This window comes from Streptomyces sp. WAC00040 (assembly GCF_056835925.1).
In genome coordinates this window covers 883681-899020 of record NZ_JAKQZE010000003.1, presented here as the reverse complement: position 1 = coordinate 899020, position 15340 = coordinate 883681, and the positions used below count along the sequence as shown (strand labels likewise).

General features: G+C 72.2%; 13 protein-coding genes and 1 pseudogene. 10 read left to right on the top strand and 4 right to left on the bottom strand.

The annotated features are described in order from the left end of the window. The first annotated feature begins 36 nt into the window (after nucleotides 1-36). Entirely contained in the window at nucleotides 37-690 is a 654-nt protein-coding gene (locus MDN94_RS29550) for a hypothetical protein (protein WP_482728898.1), read from the top strand. Here MDN94_RS29550 and MDN94_RS29545 read toward each other — a convergent pair. Next, a complete protein-coding gene (locus tag MDN94_RS29545; RefSeq protein ID WP_482728897.1) occupies nucleotides 626-3067 on the bottom strand; it encodes a helix-hairpin-helix domain-containing protein in 2442 nt (813 codons plus the stop codon). The genes MDN94_RS29550 and MDN94_RS29545 overlap by 65 nt on opposite strands. Continuing rightward, entirely contained in the window at nucleotides 3064-4047 is a 984-nt protein-coding gene (locus MDN94_RS29540; protein WP_482728896.1) for an aldo/keto reductase, read from the bottom strand. Before MDN94_RS29540 ends, MDN94_RS29545 begins: the two co-directional genes overlap by 4 nt. 129 nt (nucleotides 4048-4176) lie before the next feature. Between MDN94_RS29540 and MDN94_RS29535 the strand changes: the two genes are divergently transcribed. The 3 genes from MDN94_RS29535 to MDN94_RS29525 all read left to right on the top strand — a co-directional run bounded on the left by MDN94_RS29535 (nucleotide 4177) and on the right by MDN94_RS29525 (nucleotide 7790). After that, nucleotides 4177-5226: an LLM class F420-dependent oxidoreductase gene (locus tag MDN94_RS29535; RefSeq protein ID WP_482728895.1), complete on the top strand. Its 1050-nt coding sequence runs from the start codon at nucleotides 4177-4179 to the stop codon at nucleotides 5224-5226. 232 nt (nucleotides 5227-5458) lie between these two features. Next, the gene (locus tag MDN94_RS29530; RefSeq protein ID WP_482728894.1) at nucleotides 5459-6244 is read left to right on the top strand and encodes a ferritin-like domain-containing protein; all 786 of its coding nucleotides are present in this window, start codon (nucleotides 5459-5461) and stop codon (nucleotides 6242-6244) included. Nucleotide 6245: 1 nt separating this feature from the next. Then, nucleotides 6246-7790 carry a hypothetical protein gene (locus MDN94_RS29525; protein WP_482728893.1) on the top strand — a complete coding sequence of 515 codons (1545 nt, stop codon included), beginning with the start codon at nucleotides 6246-6248 and terminating at the stop codon, nucleotides 7788-7790. Between the two features lie 27 nt (nucleotides 7791-7817). Here the strand turns inward: MDN94_RS29525 and MDN94_RS29520 are convergent, their stop codons facing one another. Next, nucleotides 7818-8810, bottom strand: a complete 993-nt coding sequence (locus tag MDN94_RS29520; RefSeq protein ID WP_482728892.1) for a magnesium and cobalt transport protein CorA — start codon at nucleotides 8808-8810, stop codon at nucleotides 7818-7820. A gap of 68 nt (nucleotides 8811-8878) precedes the next feature. Between MDN94_RS29520 and MDN94_RS29515 the strand changes: the two genes are divergently transcribed. The 5 genes from MDN94_RS29515 (at nucleotide 8879) to MDN94_RS29495 (ending at nucleotide 13490) form a co-directional block, all read left to right on the top strand. Further along, nucleotides 8879-9580: a histidine phosphatase family protein gene (locus MDN94_RS29515; protein WP_482728891.1), complete on the top strand. Its 702-nt coding sequence runs from the start codon at nucleotides 8879-8881 to the stop codon at nucleotides 9578-9580. Nucleotides 9581-9671: 91 nt separating this feature from the next. Further along, a complete protein-coding gene (locus MDN94_RS29510; protein WP_441266469.1) occupies nucleotides 9672-10262 on the top strand; it encodes a DUF3090 domain-containing protein in 591 nt (196 codons plus the stop codon). After that, a complete protein-coding gene (locus MDN94_RS29505) occupies nucleotides 10226-11053 on the top strand; it encodes an SCO1664 family protein (RefSeq protein WP_482728890.1) in 828 nt (275 codons plus the stop codon). Before MDN94_RS29510 ends, MDN94_RS29505 begins: the two co-directional genes overlap by 37 nt. Nucleotides 11054-11145: 92 nt before the next feature. Beyond that, nucleotides 11146-12375 carry a cysteine--1-D-myo-inosityl 2-amino-2-deoxy-alpha-D-glucopyranoside ligase gene (mshC, locus tag MDN94_RS29500; protein ID WP_482728889.1) on the top strand — a complete coding sequence of 410 codons (1230 nt, stop codon included), beginning with the start codon at nucleotides 11146-11148 and terminating at the stop codon, nucleotides 12373-12375. Nucleotides 12376-12530: 155 nt separating this feature from the next. Then, nucleotides 12531-13490: an SMP-30/gluconolactonase/LRE family protein gene (locus MDN94_RS29495; RefSeq protein ID WP_482728888.1), complete on the top strand. Its 960-nt coding sequence runs from the start codon at nucleotides 12531-12533 to the stop codon at nucleotides 13488-13490. 88 nt (nucleotides 13491-13578) lie between these two features. On the opposite strand, the gene MDN94_RS29490 is transcribed toward MDN94_RS29495, so the two are convergent. After that, nucleotides 13579-14700, bottom strand: coding sequence for a PAC2 family protein (locus tag MDN94_RS29490; protein ID WP_482728887.1), 1122 nt, complete (start codon nucleotides 14698-14700; stop codon nucleotides 13579-13581). 231 nt (nucleotides 14701-14931) lie between these two features. Here MDN94_RS29490 and MDN94_RS29485 point away from each other — a divergent pair. Continuing rightward, nucleotides 14932-15332 (top strand): annotated as a pseudogene (locus tag MDN94_RS29485) (fuconate dehydratase); the annotation flags it as partial. Nucleotides 15333-15340: the final 8 nt, after the last annotated feature.

Genomic DNA, 15340 nt, shown 5'->3' with positions numbered 1-15340 from the left:
TGCGGGCACCGCCCGGGTACGGATAGCGTCTGCACTATGTCTGATGCTGCGCAGCCCACCGCTGCCGAGGTACGTGCCGCCGCCGAGGCGGTCAAAGCCGCACTGGACCGTCACCTCGAGGCGGTCGAGAACCGCTCGGGAGACGAGGACCCGGCCGTCTACGACGCGTTCAACGCGCTCGCCGCGGCGGCGGAGGCGTACGACGAGCGGCTCTACGACCGGTACGACGAGGTCACCCCCTTCGAGATTCCCGGCGCGGACGACTCGCTGCCGCCGTACGCGGGCCCCGAGGAGCCGAACGCGCTGAGCGTGCTGATCCGCCGTGACTACGCGGTCGTGGAGCCGCAGCGGCTGCTCGCCCAGGCGCAGCGCATCGCGGACGTCGATCCGGACGAAGTGGGAGCGGGCGCCCCGGTCGTCGGTACGAGCGTGCACGCCGCCCTCGGCGTGCTCTTCGGCGAGTACGAACCGGACGAGATCGCTTCCCGACACAAGGAGTTCGGTCTGGAGGAGGGCGACTCCACGCTGTGGGTGTCCGCCGCGGACGAGCTTCCCGAGCCCGGCGAGTGGCTGAGCGTTCCCTTCGACCAGGCCGACCCGGAGCGGGTTGTCTGCCGCTTCGACGTCAGCTCCGTCTTCGACGAGGACGAGCTGCGCGAGGAACCACTGGACCTGGACGACGAGGACTGACCGCCCGTCGGCGCCCGCGCCGACGGGCGGATCGGGCCGTTCCACTGGGCGCGGCCCCGCCCGAAGCCGCCGGCTCCGCAAGCAGGCCCTCCAGCAACGCCCGCAGCCTGGTGGTGCGCTCGGCGCCGGGCTGCTCCGCGACCGCGCGGGGCAGCGCCTGGTCCACGCCGTGCACCACCGACAGATGGCGCTCCGCCCGGCCGAACGCCGTGTACACCCACGGCCGGCTCAGGGACTGAGCGGCGTCGCCCGGCAGCACCACGACCACCGCGGGCCACCGCATGCCCGCCGCCTGGTGCGCGGTGAGAGCCCAGCCGTGGCGCAGCGCTGACTCCACCCGCTCCCTCGGCACGACGGTCCTCGTGCCCTCGCAGTCGAGGTGCAGTCCGTCGGGACCGGCGGAGGCGACCGTGCCGGTGACCGTCCGTCCGAGCGCCTGGGCATAGGCGACCCGGTCGCCCGGGTCGAAGCCGCCGAAGCGGCCTGCTCCTGGGTTCAGGCGCTGCTTGAGCGCCGCGTTGAGGGCGCGGGTCCCCGCGGAGCCGCCGTGTCCGACGGTGATCACCTGGGTCTGCTCCGCCCGAACCCCGATGGCCCGCGGCACGGAGTCCGCCACCAGCTGGACCGTACGGTGCACCGCCTCGCCGGCGTCGCGCACCGGAACGATCACGACCTCCTTGCCCGGGGCCTCGACCTGGTTCAGCTCTCCGACGCCGATTCCCGAGACCAGTTCCCCGAGCGGACCGGGGTCGGGCGTACGGGACGCGACCTGCGGACACACCCGCGCGGCGAGCACGTCCGCGAACACCCGGCCCGCGCCCGCGCCGCCCAGCACCCCGGGGTCCCCGCCGAGCACCAGCCTGCTGCCGTCGGGCATGGATTCCACCAGCGTCGCCGCGGTCTCCACGTCGAGCTGCGGTGCGTCCAGCACGACGAGCAGGTCGAGGGCGAAAGCGCCGTCCTCGTCGCGGCCGGGCCCCGCGGCGCCCGACATCAGGTCGGCGACGGTGACCGCGCCGACATCCGGACCCAACCGGCGCACCCCGTTCTCTCCGTGCACAGCCACAGCCGCCCGCAGCCCCATGGCGCGTGCCTTCTCCGCGAGCGCCACCGGCTCAGCCCTGGCGGCCTCGCCACCGGTGTGGACGACCAGGCCGTTCGCACCCGCCGCCCGCACCAGCCCGGTCCCTTCCCAGACGTCGGAAGGACCGGTCCTGATCAGCCTCGCCAGGCCGTCCGCGAGGCTCTCCTCCGCCATCGCGTACCGGTCGAGTCCGAGGAGGACCGTGACGGGAACGTCTTCCTCCACGCCCTCCTGGAAGACCAGAACCATGCCCTCCGCGACCGCGTGCTGCACGGCCTCTTCGGGGTCGGGCACCGATCGCTCGGCGAGCGCGGCGTGCAGGGCCGAGGCTTCGAGGGCGGTGTGCCCCTGGAGCGCGGCACGCTCCAGCACCCAGGTGACGAGGGCGGACGTCCGGCGCTCGTCGCCGGGGGTCGCCTCCGCGCCGAGCAGCGCCCGCGCGAAACCGTCGGCCTGCTCCGGCCGCACGCCGGGCACCGAGAGCAACCGCCACGGATCCTCGGCGAGCGCCTCGCCCGCCGACTCGCCGAGCAGCTCGGCCACTCGCGGGGCGAGCGACTCGGGCGCGCCGCCCTTGAGCAGCACGGCCCGCGCGCCGGCGACTGCCTCAGCGGGGACGGCGGCCGGGGCAGGCTCGACGGCCCGGGCCCGGACGGGCGGGGCGGCGACGGGAGCGGCCCGCCGCGGCTCGGGCGGGGGCGAATCGAAGTAGGCGGTGGCGGCCTTCTCGCCGCTCTCCACGGCCCGCACGGCGGCGAGCAGGTCCGCCGCCTTGCCGCTCAGCTTGGCCCCGCTGTCGATGGGACCTTCTTTTTCGGCCTTGCGCTGCTCGATCCGCGCCCGGAGCTCCCGCTGCGCGGCGATCTCGGCCTCGGCCTCGCTCACCCCGCCACCGTCCGCCTCGGCCTCCTCTTTGCCGTCGGCTGTGGCGTCGTCGCGGCTCGCGTCCGGGACGCCTGCGTCGTCACTGGCGCCGACCTCGTCCGCGCCCGCCTTGCCTTCGGCGGGGGAGTGGTCCGTGGCCCCGCTCGCGTCCGCGTCGGCGGCGCCCGCGTTGCTGCCGGCAGGTCCGCCGCCCGCCGCGTTGTCCTCGAGCCCGTCGGCGACGCCTGCCTCCTCGGCACCCGCGCCCGCCGCCCCGGCGGCCGCGGGGCCCTCCGCCGCCTCCGTGGCGCCCGCGCCCTCGGTCGGCAGCGAGCCGCCGGGACCCGGCGCGACCGCCTCTTCGGCGTTGTCGGCGGGCGGCCCCGCGGCCGGGGAACCGGGGGGTGTCCCCCGGGAAGGCGCAGTCACAGCGTGCTCCAGTCCTGGTCGGGATAGCGGTGGACGGGCGCCGACACATCGTCGAGCGCTCGGCGGATCTCGTCAGGAAGACTAAGCGCCTCCACCGACAACGCCGCCATGAGCTGCTGCGCGTTGCGAGCGCCGACGATCGGCGCCACCACGCCCGGCCGGTCCCTCACCCAGGCGAGCGCCACCTCCAGCGGCGTCGCCGCCAGGCCGTCGGCCGCCGTGACGACCGCGTCCACGATGCCGCTCGCCGCCTCGTCCAGATACGGCTCCACGAAGGGCGCCATCTGCTCCGACGCGCCCCGGGAGTCGGCCGGTGTGGCCGTCCGGTACTTGCCGGTGAGCACTCCGCGTCCGAGCGGTGACGACGGCAGTAGCCCCACTCCGAGGTCGAGGGCGGCAGGGAGCACCTCCCGCTCCACGCCCCGCTGAAGCAGCGAGTACTCCATCTGCGTGCTTGCGAGCCTGGTGCGTACGCCCGGCGCCGCCAGCTGCCAGGTCGCCGCCTTGGCGAGCTGCCAGCCGCAGAAGTTCGACACGCCCGCGTACCGGGCACGCCCGCTACTGACGGCGATGTCCAGCGCCTGGAGGGTCTCGTCCAGGGGTGTGTCCGGGTCGAAGGCGTGGACCTGCCACAGGTCCACGTAGTCCGTGCCCAGGCGCGCAAGCGACGCGTCGAGCGCGGCCAGGAGGTGACCGCGTGAGCCGTCGAAGCGCCGGTCGGGATCCGGCACGCTGCCCGCCTTGGTCGCTATCACGAGCTCGCTGCGCGGCACGAGCCGCTCTACCAGCTGCCCGAGCAGATACTCCGCGTCCCCGCCGCCGTACACGTCGGCGGTGTCGACCAGCGTGCCGCCCGCCTCCCAGAAAACCTTCAGCTGGTCGGCAGCGTCGTGCTCGTCGGTGTCCCGGCCCCAAGTCAGGGTGCCGAGTCCGATGCGGGACACGCGCAGGCCGGTGCGGCCGAGATGCCTCTGCTCCATGGGCGCTGAGATTACTGGCCAGGGGCCCACCCTGAGAGAGCCTGTGGACAACGTGCCCCTGCCGGATCGCCCGCACCCGCGCTAGAGTCCGGAGACAGGCACGTTACTGATCAGTAAGAGGGAGCGGTTATGCGGCTCGGCATCAACCTCGGCTACTGGGGCGCGGGCATGGACGGCGACAACCTCGCCGTCGCACAGGAGGCCGACAGGCTCGGCTACGACGTCTGCTGGGCGGCGGAGGCGTACGGCTCGGACGCCCCGACGGTGCTCAGCTGGGTCGCCGCCCAGACCGAACGCATCGACGTCGGCTCCGCGATCCTGCAGATCCCGGCCCGTCAGCCGGCCATGACCGCGATGACCGCGGCCACCCTCGACTCGCTCTCGGGCGGCCGTTTCCGGCTCGGCCTCGGCGTCTCCGGACCGCAGGTCTCCGAGGGCTGGTACGGCGTCAAGTTCGACAAGCCGCTCTCCCGCACGCGCGAGTACGTCGAGATCGTCCGCAAGGCGATGTCCCGCGAGCGCCTGTCGTACGAGGGTGAGCACTGGACGCTGCCGCTGCCCGACGGGCCGGGCAAGCCGATCAAGCTCACCGTGCACCCGCAGCGTGAGCACATCCCGCTCTACATCGCGGCGATCGGACCGAAGAACCTGGAGCAGACAGGCGAGATCGCCGACGGCGCTCTGCTGATCTTCCCGTCCGCCGACCACATCGAGGACACCGCGCTGCGGCACATCCGCGCGGGCCGCGAGAAGGCGGGGAGGACGATGGAAGGCTTTGACGTCTGCCCGACCCTGCCGCTCGCCATCGGCGACGACGTGGCCGGTCTGGCCGACATGTTCCGGCCGTACACCGCGCTCTATGTCGGCGGCATGGGTAGCCGCAAGCAGAACTTCTACAACCAGCTCGCCCAGCGCATGGGTTACGAGAAGGAAGCCGCCGAGATCCAGGACAAGTACCTCGGTGGCGACAAGGCCGGCGCGGCCGCCGCCGTCCCGCACACGCTCATCGACCAGACCGCTCTGCTCGGGCCCGTGGAGCGGATCGCCGACCGGATGCAGGCCTACGCGGCGGCCGGGGTCACCACTCTGACCCTCGCCCCCGCGGGCTTCACGCTCGACGAGCGGATCAGCGCCCTGCGCGCCGGAACCGAGGCCCTGGAGCGCGCGGGCCTCGCCTGAGGCAACCGGGGCTCCGCCACGGGAAGTCTGCGGCCGTGGTGGGGGCTCGGGGGTCTTCCCCGCCACGGCCGTCACGCGGTACAACGCGCGACGGCCGTGGCGGTTACTGCCGACTGTGTCCTTCCCTTGGTCCGTTCGGGCGAGTTGGCCCCCCTAGCTGTTGCCTGGGCCGACGTCTCGCATTTGACTCGTTCTTTGCGGATGTCCCGAAGGTCCGACGGAGGTGGCAGTCATGCTCTCGGCCCGGAGTCTCTTCCAGGAGATCGTCGACAGCGACGACACGTTCCAGCTCTTCTGCTCCATCGCCGCCGGCGGCGAGACGCAGGGAGGCTGGGAGAACGGGCGCATCGCCGCGCTCGTACCGGAGAGCATGCGTGAACTGGCTCCGAGGATCACCCGGCACGGGGCGGACGAGGACAAGCACGGCCGCCTGTTCAACGCCCTTCTCAAGAAGCGGCAGTTGGACCCCGTCCCCGTGCCGCCGGAGACCGACTACACCATGCTGCTCGAGCAGCGCGGCATCGGTCTCGCCCACGAGAGACTCCGCCGTGACGAGCGGCTGACGGAGCACGACATCATCGTCTACCTCTCGCACAGCCGGGTCACCGAGCAGCGGGCCGCCGACCAGATGGCAATGCTCGTCAGGTACTTCGGCGACCATCCGGAGCTCGGCAAGGCCATCAGGATGATCTGCGACGACGAGGCGAACCACCTCGCCTACTGCCACGAGGAACTGCTGCGTCTCGCCGCGGCCGGCCACGGCCGCACCATCCAGCGTGTGCTGCGCGAGAGCGCGCTCGCCGAGATCCGGGTCCACCGCGATGTGAGTCTCGCCGTCATGGCGCACATGGGACACCTTCTGCGCTGGCCCAAGGCCAAGTCCGCGGTGCTGGCCGCGGGCATCCACGCGATGTACGCGTACGAGCGCCTCGGCGGCTGGCGGCGCATGGTCGACCTCAGGATGCCGGAGCGCCGCGGCGCCCTCGACGGCCCCGCCACCACGGCTCCCGCCTTCTGATGTGAACCGGACCCCGGCCCTGGCGCCCGTCCGCCCCCGCGCCCGGACCTGGCCGGGCCCGGAACGCCGGGCGGCCGACGGACTGCTGTGGATCGGCGCCGTCGCCGTCGCGTACACGGTGGTCCAACTGGCCCTGGCCGTCCGGGGTACAGGCCTCGGCTGGGACGAGTCGGTCTACGTCAGCCAGGTCTCACGCGGATCGGAAGCCGCCTTCTTCAGTGCCCCGCGCGCCCGCGGCATCACGTTCCTCGTCGCTCCGGTGACCGCTCTGACCTCCTCCGTCGGGGTGCTGCGTGTCTTCCTCGCGGTGCTCTCCGGCGCCGGCCTGTTCGTCGCTCTGGCCGTGTGGCGGACACTGCTTCCCCCTCGTGTGCTCGCCCTCGCCGGGGGCCTGTTCGCGGGCCTGTGGATCACCGTCTTCTACGGTCCGCAGGTCATGCCCAACCTCTGGGTCGCGCTCGGGGCGCTGTTCACGGTCGGCTGCTTCCTGCGGGCGGCCAGGGACCCCTCGGACCGGGCAGGACTCGTCGGCACGGGCGCGGGCCTGGTGTTCGTCGCGCTCATGCGGCCGACCGACGCCGTCTGGCTCCTGCTGCCGCTCGCAGCAGTCGTACTGCTGACCCGCGAGGCCCGCCGGCCGGCTCTGCTCGTGGCGCTCGTCGCGGGCACCGTCGTCGGCTGCCTGCCGTGGATCGTCGAGGCCTACGTCGCCTACGACGGGCTGCTCGCCCGGCTGCGGCGGGCCGGCGAGATCCAGGGGCACCTGGGCCCGCACTTCGCCGTCGACGACCAGATGCGCGCACTGGAAGGCCGGGCGCTGTGCCGCCCCTGCGACGTACCGTGGCGCAAGCCGGTCACCGCGGTCTGGTTCCTCGTCCTGTGGCCACTGGCCGCCGGAGGCGCACTGGTCGCCGCAAGCAGGCGGTGCCCCTTCACCACGGCCCCGACCGCCGTGCGTCCCTCCGCCGTGCTGGTGCCCGCCCTCGCGGGGCTGGTGCTGGCCGTGCCGTACCTGCTGCTGATCGGCTACGCCGCACCGCGCTTCATGCTGCCCGCGTACGCGCTGCTGGCGCTCCCGGTCGCGGTGTGCCTGGGCCGGATCGCCACGAGCGCGCGGCCGCGGGCCGCGGCGGCCGTCGTGCTGGGCCTGGCACTCGCCGGCCATCTGACGATCCAGTACGCCGTGCTGAACGGCACGCTGGAGCGCGGCCGGGTCAACCGGATGGCCTTCGACAGGATCGTCTCGGAGCTGCACCGCAACGGTGTGCGGGCGCCGTGCGTGGTCAGCGGCAGCGTCGCGCCCCCGCTCGCCTTCCATGCCGGCTGCGCGTCCCGCCAGACCGGCGGACACGACGGCAGCATCACCCGGGCCGAACTCGTACGGCTCGGCGACGAACGTGCGGTGGCCTATGTGGTGGAGGGCCGCAACCGGCCACCGTCGTTCGTCCGTGCCTGGCGGCTGCTGACCCTGCCCGGCCTCCCGTCCCGCCCCGAGCTCCGCGCCTATCTCAGTCCCGCGGCCGTGCCACCCGGGACGGGACGCTGACCGCCGCCCCGAGCGGGCCCGAGAAGATCAGAGCCAGCCGCGCCGCTTGAAGAGCCGGAACAACCCGTAGACGGCACCCGCCATCAGCACGAGCACCGCCGGGTACGCCCACACCTGCCTGAGCTCCCACATGTGCTCGAAGTTCATCCCGTAGATCCCCGCCACCATCGTCGGCACCGCCGCCATGGCCGCCCACGCCGAGATCTTGCGCATGTCGTCGTTCTGCCGCACGCCCATCTGGGCGAGGTGGGCGGAAAGGATGTCCGACAGCAGCCGGTCCAGCCCTTCCACCTGCTCGTTCGCCCGGGTCAGGTGGTCGCTGACGTCCCGGAAGAAGGGCTGCGCGTGCTCATGGACGAACGGCACGCCCGCACCCGCCAGCCGGGCCATCGGCGCCGCCAGTGGCCCTGCCGCCCGGCGGAACTCGAGTACCTGCCGCTTGAACGTGTAGATCCGGGCCGCCGTGTTCTTCGCGTCCCTGCGCGCCGGTTCGAAGACCTCGGTCTCCATCTCCTCCAGGTCCACCTGGAGCTCGGCCGCCACATCGATGTAGTGGTCGACGATGGCGTCGCTGATCGCGTACAGCACGGCGGTCGGGCCGTGCCTCAGCACCGCCGGCTCCGCCTCCAGCCGTTCGCGGACCGCGTGCAGCGGAGCACCCTCACCGTGCCGGACCGTCACCACGAACGAGTCGCCTATGAAGACCATCAGCTCGCCCGTGGTCACGGAGTCGCTCTCCGGCTCGTACACCACGGGTTTGAGGACCACGAACAGCGAGTCGTCGTACACCTCGAGCTTGGGCCGCTGATGGGCCTTGAGCGCGTCCTCGACGGCGAGCGGATGCAGCGAGAACTCGGAGGAGACGTGATCGAACTCCTCCTCCGTCGGCTCGTGCAGGCCGATCCACAGGAAGGCGTCGCCCGTGGCCCGCGCCTCGTCGAGGGCATCGGAGAAGTCCGACGGGCCTTCGCTGCGGCGCCCGTCGCGGTAGATGGCACAGTCCACGATCACGGCGCGCATTCTTCCCTGACCTCCGCCCCGGCACACCCCCGGCCCGCCGGAAGCCCGGGGATCGTAGGCTGGCCCCCATGGCCACGCTGATCCTCGTACGCCACGGACGTTCCACCGCCAACACCGAGGGAGTGCTCGCCGGCTGGACACCGGGTGTCCGCCTCGACGAGCACGGAGCCGGACAGGCGGCCGCGCTGCCCGCACGACTGGCCGCGGTGCCGCTCGCGGCCGTGGTCTCCAGCCCGCTGGAGCGCTGTCGCGAGACGCTCGCCCCTCTGCTCGCTGCCCGCCCGGGGCTCGTCGCGGAGACCGACGAACGCATCGGGGAGTGCCTCTACGGCGAGTGGTCCGGCCGCAAGCTCAAGGAGCTCGCACAGGAGCCGCTGATGGAGGTCGTCCAGCACCATCCCTCCGCGGTCTCCTTCCCCGGTGGCGAGTCCATGCGCGCCATGCAGGCGCGCGCCGTGGACGCCGTCCGCGACTGGAACGCCCGGATCGACCAGGCGCACGGCGAGGGCGCGGCCTATCTGATGTGCTCGCACGGGGACATCATCAAGTCCCTGGTGGCGGACGCCCTCGGGCTGCATCTCGACCTCTTTCAGCGGATCCACGTCGAGCCGTGCTCCGTCACCGCCATCCGCTACACCCGCAGCCGGCCGTTCCTGCTGCGCCTCGGCGACACCGGCGATCTCGGCTCCCTCGTTCCCCGCGCGGAGGGACCGGAGGAGAAGGGCGACAGCGGCGACGCGGTCGTCGGGGGCGGCGCGGGCGCATCGTGATCGCTCCGCGCAGTAGGGTGGACGCGCCGAAAAGCTGAAGTCCACCGGATGCCGAAACCCCCCGATCCGACGATCCAAAGGGAGACAGAACGTGTCCCGTCAGGTGTTCCTCTACGACCCGCCGGACCGCTTCGTGGCCGGTACGGTCGGGCTGCCTGGCCGCCGTACGTTCTTCCTGCAGGCCTCGGCCGCAGGACGCGTGACCAGCGTCGCCCTGGAGAAGACTCAGGTGGCCGCCCTCGCGGAGCGGATCGACGAGCTGCTGGACGAAGTGGTCCGCCGAACCGGGGGCAACGCGCCCGTGCCGGCCGTCGCCCCGGCGGACGTGACCGACACCGCGCCGCTCGACAACCCGGTCGAGGAGGAGTTCCGCGTCGGCACGATGGCGCTGGCCTGGGACGGCGAGGAACAGCGCATGATCGTCGAGGCACAGGCGCTGGTGGAGCTCGAGGCCGAGTCCGAGGAGGACCTCGCGGAGGCCGAGGAGCGGCTGCTGCAGGACGAGGAGAACGGCCCGCCGATGCTGAGGGTCCGGCTCACCGGCGCACAGGCCAGGGCGTTCGCCAAACGCGCACTGGACGTGGTGAACGCCGGCCGGCCGCCGTGCCCGCTGTGCAGCCTGCCCCTTGATCCGGAAGGACACGTATGCCCGCGCCAGAACGGATACCGACGGGGCGCGTGAGCACCCCGGACGCGCTGACGCTGCTGGCCAAGGGCGAGCTGAGCGTACGCGGAAGGCTGCGTGAGGCGTCCAACGCGGTGCTGTACTGCGCGGTTTCGTACGAGGGCGAGGAAGCCCACTGCGTCTACAAACCCATCGCGGGCGAACGCCCGCTGTGGGATTTTCCCGACGGCACTCTGGCGCAGCGCGAAGTCGCCGCGTACGAGGTGTCGCAGGCGACCGGCTGGGATCTGGTGCCGCCCACGGTGCTGCGGGACGGCCCCTACGGCCAGGGCATGGTCCAGCTGTGGATCGAGACCGATCCGGAGGCCGCGCTGCTGGCGCTCTTCGAGGACGAGGAACCGGGGGAGGGCTGGAAGGCGGTCGGCTTCGCCGAAGTGGGGGAGGGACGTACCGCGCTGCTCGTGCACGCCGACGACCCGCGCCTGCGCAGGCTCGCCGTCCTGGACGCCGTGATCAACAACGGGGACCGCAAGGGAGGGCACCTGCTGCCCACCGCCGACGGGATCCTCTACGCGATCGACCACGGAGTCACGTTCAACGTCGACGACAAGTTGCGCACGCTGCTGTGGGGATGGGCGGGGGAGCCGCTGCCCGCGGAGGCGGTCACGGCGCTCACGACCCTGGCGACGGCCCTCGCCGACGGCGGGACGCTCGCCACCCGACTGGCGGAACTGCTCACCCCGGCCGAGGTGGCCGCGCTGAGCGGCCGGGTGTCGGCCCTCCTCCGGTCGGGCACCCATCCCGTGCCGTCGGGCGACTGGCCGGCGATCCCCTGGCCGCCCGTGTAGGCACAGCGCCCGCCGGACCGCAAGAGTGCCCAACCGGTCAAGATCAGTGATCCGGTTCGTATCCGGAACATGCGTCCGGTTACGCTCATGACATGCATGCCTGGCCCGCTTCTGAGGTCCCCGCCCTGCCCGGCAAGGGCCGCGACCTCCGGATCCACGACACCGCGACCGATGGTCTGGTGACCCTTGACCCCGGTCCCGTCGCCCGTATCTACGTCTGCGGCATCACACCGTACGACGCGACCCACATGGGTCACGCGGCGACCTACAACGCGTTCGACCTCGTGCAGCGCGTGTGGCTCGACACCAAGCGGCAGGTTCACTATGTCCAGAACGTCACGGACGTGGACGATCCTCTGCTGGAGCGCGCCGACCGCGACGGACACGACTGGACCGAGCTCGCGGAGCGCGAGACGGCTCTGTTCCGTGAGGACATGACCGCGCTGCGGATGCTTCCGCCGCGTCACTACATCGGCGCGGTCGAGGCGATTCCGGGCATCGTGCCGCTCGTCGAACGCCTCCGTGACGCAGGCGCCGCCTACGAGCTGGAAGGCGACATCTACTTCTCCGTCGAGTCCGACCCGCACTTCGGCGAGGTGTCCCGGCTCGACGCGGAGGCGATGCGGCTGCTGTCCGCGGAGCGCGGCGGCGACCCCGAGCGTCCCGGCAAGAAGAACCCGCTCGACCCGATGCTGTGGATGGCGGCCCGCGAGGGCGAGCCGAGCTGGGACGGCGGCTCGCTCGGCCGAGGCCGGCCCGGCTGGCACATCGAGTGCGTCGCCATCGCGCTGGACCACCTCGGCATGGGCTTCGACGTCCAGGGCGGCGGCTCCGATCTCGCCTTCCCGCACCACGAGATGGGCGCCTCGCACGCCCAGGTGCTCACGGGCGAGCACCCCTTCGCCAAGGCGTACGTCCACGCGGGCATGGTCGCCCTCGACGGCGCGAAGATGTCGAAGTCCAAGGGCAACCTCGTCTTCGTGTCCAAGCTGCGCCGCGACGGCGTGGACCCTGCCGCCATACGGCTCGCGCTGCTCTCGCACCACTACCGGGCCGACTGGGAGTGGACCGACGCGGTGCTCCAGGAAGCGGTCGAGCGCGTAGGGCGCTGGCGTGCCGCCGTCTCCCGCCCGGACGGACCGTCCGCCGACGCTCTGGTGGAGGAGATCCGCGCGGCACTCGCCGACGACCTCGACGCCCCGTCTGCGCTCGCCGCCGTGGACCGCTGGGCGGCGCTCCAGCAGGCCGAGGGCGGCATCGACGAGGGCGCCCCGGGGCTGGTGTCCCGGGCGGTCGACGCCCTGCTGGGCGTGGCGCTCTAGGCACGTTCTCGACTCCCGCCCGGGTGCCGTCGACGTCCCGGGCGGGAGTCCGTTCCTCCGCTTTCACGATCTCGCGGCGCGTGCGCCGGACATGTGGTGGGGGTGACGGAACAGGCCCTCGGGCCATCCGTCCACCATTGCCGGAAGGACACACCGTGGAACGTGTCTTCGCACGCAGAGACGTACTCGGCGCGGCAGCGGCCATCGGCGCGGCAGCGCTTCTGGGGCCCGCCGCCGGTGAGGCCGGCGCCGCGTCGCCGGGCAGCCGGCCGACCCTCATCCCCCTGCCGAACGGCTTCCAGCCGGAGGGCATCACCATCGGCCGCAGCCCCTACGCCTGGTTCGGCTCGATCGCCGACGGCGACGTCTACCGCGCGAGCCTGGCCACCGGACGCGGCCGGGTGGTCGTCGAAGGACTGGGCGCCGGACGCTCCGTCATCGGGCTGAAGATCGACCGGCAGGAGCGGCGGCTGTTCCTCTCCGGTGGCTTCAGCCGGGAGATCAGGATCGCCGATGTGCGCTCAGGAAAGATCGTAGGACTCTTCACCGTCGGCGCGGAGGGCTCGATGGTGAACGACGTCGTGCTGACGCCGGAGGCGGCGTGGTTCACCGACTCCTTCCGACCACAGCTCTACCGGCTCGAGTTGGACCGGCACGGCGAACCGGCGCGCGAGGTGGCCACCGTGGCGCTGGGCGGTGAGTGGGAGCAGGGCACGGGCTTCACCGCCAACGGGATCGCGCGGACACCCGACGGCAGCGCCCTGCTGGTGGTCAACACCATGGTGCGAGGCGGCTCCTTGATGCGGGTGGACCCGCGCGACGGTACCGCCCGCCGGGTCGACCTCGGGGACCTCGCCATCCCGTTCGGTGACGGCCTCCTGCTGCTCGGCCGTCATCTCTACATCGTGCAGCAGCAGTTGAACCAGGTCGATGTCGTGCGGCTGAACGCCGCGGGATCCCGGGGCACGCCGATCGCCCGGATCACCGACCCGCGCTTCCGGATCCCCACCACGGCGGCCGCCTGGGGCGACCGGATCTACCTGCCCAACGCGCGTTTCGACGTGCCGCCCACGCCCGACACCGAGTACGACGCGGTGGCGGTCGACCGGGTGTGAGCGACCTGGTGGTGTGAGGAACAAGGAGCGGGGTGGCGCCGGTCCGCCCGGTGCCACCCCGCTTCGTACCGCTCGGTCACGCTACCGACTACGACTCCGGCCGCTCGCCGCCGCCTTCATCACGGTCGTTCCGGTCGCCGCGGTCGGCCTGTTCGCCCGCCGGGCCGCCGGTCTCTTCGTCGCCGGCCAGGGGCCTGTCCTGCTCCTCGTCGCCGCCGGACCCGCTCGTGCCGCCGGAGCGGTCCGCGTCCGTCGGGGAACCGGACTCCGGTTCGGGGCGCGGCGGCATCGGCGGCTTGGGACGCCCGCCCGCCGGGTCGCGCAGGTAAGTGCCCTCGCCGCCGTCCGTCGCGTGACCGCCGGGACCCCCACTGTCGCGCCGGCGCAGATACCGTTCGAACTCGCGGGCGATGGCTTCGCCCGAGGCCTCCGGCAGCTCCGCGGTGTCGCGCGCCTCCTCCAGCGTCTGGACGTACTCGGCCACCTCGCTGTCCTCCGCGGCCAGTTGGTCGACACCGAGCTGCCACGCCCGGGCGTCCTCGGCCAGCTCTCCCAGCGGGATACGGAGGCCGATGAGGTCCTCCAGCCGGTTGAGCAGCGCGAGCGTCGCCTTCGGGTTGGGCGGCTGCGAGACGTAGTGCGGGACAGCGGCCCACAGGCTCACCGCCGGCACACCGGCATGGGTGCAGGCCTCCTGGAGGATCCCGACGATTCCGGTCGGCCCCTCGTACCGGGTCTCCTCGAGATCCATCGTTCTCGCCAGGTCCGGGTCGGACGTGATCCCGCTGACCGGTACCGGCCTGGTGTGCGGGGTGTCGCCGAGCAGCGCGCCCAGGATCACCACCATCTCCACGCCCAGTTCATGGGCGAAGCCCAGGATCTCGTTGCAGAACGAACGCCAGCGCATGGAGGGTTCGATACCGCGGACCAGCACGAGGTCCCGGGGTTTGTCGCCGCCGACGCGGACCACGGAGAGCCGGGTGGTCGGCCAGGTGATCTTGCGTACCCCGCCGTCCAGCCACACCGTTGGCCGGTTGACCTGGAAGTCGTAGTAGTCCTCGGCGTCGAGCGCCGCGAACACCTCGCCCTTCCATTCCCGGTCCAGGTGAGCGACCGCGGTGGAGGCGGCGTCGCCGGCGTCGTTCCAGCCCTCGAACGCGGCCACCATGACCGGGTCGATCAGCTCGGGCATCCCCTCGAGCTCGATCACCCAGTGCCTCCTTCCGAAGTTCCCTTTCTTACGCCCCAACCTTACGGCTTTCCGAGGCCCTCGCCGCAGCCCCCGTGCACGGCCGGGTGAACGTGGTAGGGGTCGGGCATACGGCGAGCCACGAAGCAGCGTGATGGCGGATTCATCCGAGCTGTGAGGCGTGAAACTCGGCGACTTGCTGAATGGAAGCGAGTGGGCGGTGCTATACATCGGATGTCCATGAGAGGTCCGATGTTCATCTCACCGAGGGCGTGTAGCCGGACCGTCACGGAGTTCGAGGTCCCCCGACATCCGCTTCCCCATGTCGCGGCAGCTCGACGGCTCCGACGCCATGAAACCCGGACCCGGACCACGCCGCCGCCCACCTCGCGCTGCACGCCGGCGACGGGAGCGAGGGCCACGGCTTCCGCCTCACCATCGGCCGCGGCAATGAGATCGTCGCCGCCGCGGTCGAGTCGCTGCGTCGCCAGCTGGTGGGCGTTTCGCCCACTGGCGCCGCGGACCTCGCCGCCCTCCAGCACGACCTCACGCGTGATTCCCAACTGCGCCGGCCCGGAACGGAGAAGGGCGTCATCCACATGGCGGCCGACGCCGTCGTCAACGCCGCACGGGACATGGCCGCCACCCGGGCGGCAGGCTG

What these genes read in the sequence shown, in the direction of transcription:
- MDN94_RS29550 (WP_482728898.1), top strand. Translation starts at nt 37, where the DNA reads ATGTCTGATGCTGCGCAGCCCACCGCTGCCGAGGTACGTGCCGCCGCC.
- MDN94_RS29540 (WP_482728896.1), bottom strand. Translation starts at nt 4,047, where the DNA reads ATGGAGCAGAGGCATCTCGGCCGCACCGGCCTGCGCGTGTCCCGCATC.
- MDN94_RS29535 (WP_482728895.1), top strand. Translation starts at nt 4,177, where the DNA reads ATGCGGCTCGGCATCAACCTCGGCTACTGGGGCGCGGGCATGGACGGC.
- MDN94_RS29530 (WP_482728894.1), top strand. Translation starts at nt 5,459, where the DNA reads ATGCTCTCGGCCCGGAGTCTCTTCCAGGAGATCGTCGACAGCGACGAC.
- MDN94_RS29520 (WP_482728892.1), bottom strand. Translation starts at nt 8,810, where the DNA reads ATGCGCGCCGTGATCGTGGACTGTGCCATCTACCGCGACGGGCGCCGC.
- MDN94_RS29515 (WP_482728891.1), top strand. Translation starts at nt 8,879, where the DNA reads ATGGCCACGCTGATCCTCGTACGCCACGGACGTTCCACCGCCAACACC.
- MDN94_RS29505 (WP_482728890.1), top strand. Translation starts at nt 10,226, where the DNA reads ATGCCCGCGCCAGAACGGATACCGACGGGGCGCGTGAGCACCCCGGAC.
- mshC (WP_482728889.1), top strand. Translation starts at nt 11,146, where the DNA reads ATGCATGCCTGGCCCGCTTCTGAGGTCCCCGCCCTGCCCGGCAAGGGC.